The 3,348-nt window shown below is 77.8% G+C and carries 4 protein-coding genes; 2 read left to right on the top strand and 2 right to left on the bottom strand.

Annotation, left to right across the window (positions count from 1 at the left end; translation table 11 throughout):
- The coding region (locus KIK08_RS14275; protein ID WP_408004674.1) for a DUF7134 domain-containing protein at positions 1–532 on the bottom strand (532 nt) is incomplete at its 3' end.
- A 211-nt stretch (positions 533–743) separates the two neighbouring features.
- Here KIK08_RS14275 and KIK08_RS14270 point away from each other — a divergent pair.
- Positions 744–1,133 carry a DUF6223 family protein gene (locus KIK08_RS14270; RefSeq protein ID WP_250556994.1) on the top strand — a complete coding sequence of 130 codons (390 nt, stop codon included), beginning with the start codon at positions 744–746 and terminating at the stop codon, positions 1,131–1,133.
- On the opposite strand, the gene KIK08_RS14265 is transcribed toward KIK08_RS14270, so the two are convergent.
- Positions 1,122–2,213 (bottom strand): winged helix DNA-binding domain-containing protein, encoded by a 1,092-nt coding sequence (locus KIK08_RS14265; RefSeq protein WP_214403609.1) that lies wholly within the window; start codon positions 2,211–2,213, stop codon positions 1,122–1,124. The two genes, KIK08_RS14270 and KIK08_RS14265, sit on opposite strands and share 12 nt — an antisense overlap.
- 89 nt (positions 2,214–2,302) lie before the next feature.
- Between KIK08_RS14265 and KIK08_RS14260 the strand changes: the two genes are divergently transcribed.
- A complete protein-coding gene (locus KIK08_RS14260) occupies positions 2,303–3,253 on the top strand; it encodes a helix-turn-helix transcriptional regulator (protein ID WP_214403608.1) in 951 nt (316 codons plus the stop codon).
- Positions 3,254–3,348: the final 95 nt, after the last annotated feature.

Here is a 3,348-nt window from a genome sequence, read left to right as displayed (position 1 = left end):
GGGTGGCGGCGAGCACCGCCCGGTGGTAGCCGACGGCCGCGCCCGCGCTGGTCGCGGTGGCCACGAGCAGCACCGCGTCGGGGACCACGCCGACGGTCTCGACGTCGCCGAGCACCACCCGGATCGCGACGACCTGGACGAGCGCGGTGGGCACCGCGGCGGCGAGGCCCCAGCGCCAGCCCCGGTGGGCGGCGACCGTGTAGCAGCCGACCAGCGGGGCCAGCACGACCAGCTGGCCGGGCAGGCCGGCGGCGAACCAGCCGAGGGTGACGGCGTTGAGCAGGGCGAGCGCCGCGACCGGGTGGCTGCGGCGCACCGCGAGCCCCCCGATGACCGCAGCGGCCAGGGCGAACGCGGCGGCATCGGGGAAGCGCGGGATCGCCGGCGCACGCGGGTCGAGCCCGGCGAAGGCGACGACGAGCACCGCCGCCGCCACGCAGGCGCCCAGACCCGCGTCGACCAGGACCGGTGGCAGCGGACCGCGGCGCGCACGCATCATGTGGACCGTCCCGTCGCCCTCGCCGCGGAGCACGGTCCCATGGTGCGCGCCAGGCACCGGGCGCGCATCCACCCACGGCCGTACTCCCCCGGTCGCATGCGCGTGCCGCCGGTGGCGGTCCGTACGCCGTGGGTGCCAGGACCGAGACGCATCCGCTGCTCGATGCGCCGCCCCGGCGCCGTGAGGAGCATCGGTCGGGTCCGGTGCGAACGCCACCGGCGCCGTCCGACCGGAGGGATCCGCCATGTCCGCTTCGCTGCTCGCCGCGACCGACGCCGTGCACCACTGGGCCGCCGCCGGCGGCTACACCCTCGGGACCGGGCGGACCGTGCCCTCCGTGGCCGCCGTGGTCGGGCTGATCAGCGCGGTCGGCGGCTGGCTGGCGCTGGCCCGGCCCGGCCGCGTCGGGAACCGGCGGCGCGTCGCCGGCGCGGCCGTGGTGGCGGGCCTGCTCGGCGCCGCCGTCGGCGGGGTGCACGCGGCCACCGCCGCGGGCGGCCTGGGCACCGGCAACGGGTTGGCCGGGGCCGTCATCGCCGTGGTGGTGGGGTTGGTCGGGGTGGTGCTCGGCGGGCTGGCGCTGGCCCGGTCGCGCCGCCCGGTCCCGCCGTCGACGCGCGGGTCAGCCGGGTGAGTCCGCCACCCGCACCCGCCGGTGCGCGCCCTCGGACAGGAAGGCCGACACCTCCAGACCCTCCTCCGCGACGGCTTCGCGGTCGTCCGGGGAGAGGTGGTGCAGCGGGGTGACGGCCACGGTGCCCGCGTCGACGGTCCAGGTCGCGGCGACCCGGCCGTCGACGAGCACGACGCGCTCGCCGGCGACCGACAGGTTGCGGTGGGCGTCGTCGATGATCCGGCTGCGGTCGTCGTAGCCGAGGATCGCGTTGTCGAACGCCGGCAGGAACCGCACCGGCGCCGGGGTGTCGGGGTCGGGGCGGGGCGCGTCGGGCAGGTCGAGCAGCTCGCGGCCGCGCTCGTCGCGGAAGCAGACCAGCTCGTCCCGGACCGCGGCGACCGCGCGGGGCAGCCCGGCCAGCCCGCACCAGGCCCGCAGGTCGGCCGAGGCGGCGGGGCCGTAGGCGGCGAGGTAGCGCCGCACGAGCGCCTCCCCCACCGGATCGGCGCCGTCGGGGGCGGGCGGGTCGATCTCGCGGTCGAGCCACGCCGCCAGCCGGACGTAGCGCGCGCCCCCGGTCGCGCGCCACACCCCGCGGGGCGGCACCTGCACCACGGGGACCAGGGCACCGATCACCGCCTCGCCCAGCGGGCGCGCCCCGGCGTCGGGCCAGCGCTCGACGAGCGCGCGGCCGATCTCGGACATCGTGCGCGGTTCGCGGTCGGCCAGCAGGGCCTCGCCCGCCGCCGCGAGCTCGTCGGGGTCGACGCCGGCCAGCTCGCGGCGGTACACGCCGGTCACCCTCTGGCGCAGCATCGCGCCGTGGCGGGCCCGCCAGGCCAGCGCGTCCCGCGCGGTGACCAGGTGCATCGTGCGGCGCATGAGGTGGGTCCGCACCACCTCGCGCTCGACCAGCGGCTCGGACAGCGACGCCGGGTCGAACGCCGGCAACCGCGACCAGAGCCCGACGAACGGTTCCTGCGGCTCCTGGGCCTGCAGGCCGCACAGGTGCGCCACCGCGTCGACGGCCGGCAGTTCGGCCCGCGCGAGCAGCAGCTGCCTGGCCAGCGTCGCCCGGTTCAGCGCCCGCAACCCCATCCTCACGGTGGTCCCCCTCTGTCGTGGTGTGCCCAGGTTCTCGCGAGAAGCGGTCACATCCTGACCTGATCCGCGGACAAGATCAGGGGATGCCGCACACGTCCGCGCGCCTGCTGTCGCTGCTGTCGCTGCTGCAGGCGCGCCGCGACTGGCCGGGGCAGCTGCTGGCCGAGCGTCTCGACGTCAGCCCGCGCACGGTGCGCCGCGACGTCGACCGCCTGCGCGAGCTCGGCTACCCGGTCACGGCGATCAAGGGCCCGGACGGCGGGTACCGGCTCGACGCCGGCGCCGACCTGCCGCCGCTGCTGTTCGACGACGAGCAGGCCGTGGCGCTGGCCGTGGCGCTGCAGATCGCCGTCACGTCCGGGGCCGGGATCGAGGTGGCCGCGGCCCGGGCGCTGACCACGGTCCGCCAGGTCATGCCGGCGCGCCTGCGCCACCGCGTCGACGCGCTGCGGGTCACCCCCGTCGAGCGCGGCGGCGCGCCGCAGGTCGACAGCGCGGTCCTGGTCGCGCTCGGGGCCGCGGTGCGTGCCCGCGAGGTGCTGCGCTTCGACTACGGCCCGGCGGGTGGCGCGCCGGCGCGCCGGGCCGAGCCCCACCACCTCGTCACCCGGGGCGGGCGGTGGTACCTCGTCGCCTGGGACCTCGACCGCGCCGACTGGCGCACGTTCCGGGCCGACCGGATCACCCCGCGCACGCCCACCGGCCCCCGGTTCGCGCCGCGCGAGGTGCCCGGCGGCGACCTGGCCCGGTTCGTGGCCGGCCGGTTCCGCGGGTCCGGCTCTGACGGGTGGCCCTGCACCGGCGAGGTGGTCCTGGCCGCGCCGGCCGGGGCCGTGTCTCCGTTCGTCCACGACGGCGTCGTCGAACCCCTCGGCCCGGACCACTGCCGGCTGCTGCTCGGGTCGTGGTCGTGGGTCGGGCTGGCCGCCGCCCTGGGCCGGTTCGACGTCGACATCGAGGTCGTCGGCCCACCCGAGCTACGCCGGGCCTTCGCCCGACTCTCCCGCCGCTACGCCGACGCCGCCGGCGGCTGACCCCTACCCGTCGAGAACGAAGTTACCGTCGATTTGGACCGGTCCAAGCGACGGCAACTTCGGTCTAGACCGGGGGGGGAGGGGATAAGCCGTAC

Origin of the sequence: Pseudonocardia lacus, from assembly GCF_018531445.1 — a bacterium.
GTDB classification, from domain to species: Bacteria; Actinomycetota; Actinomycetes; order Mycobacteriales; family Pseudonocardiaceae; genus Pseudonocardia; species Pseudonocardia lacus.
This window is presented reverse-complemented; position numbering and strand designations above follow the sequence as displayed.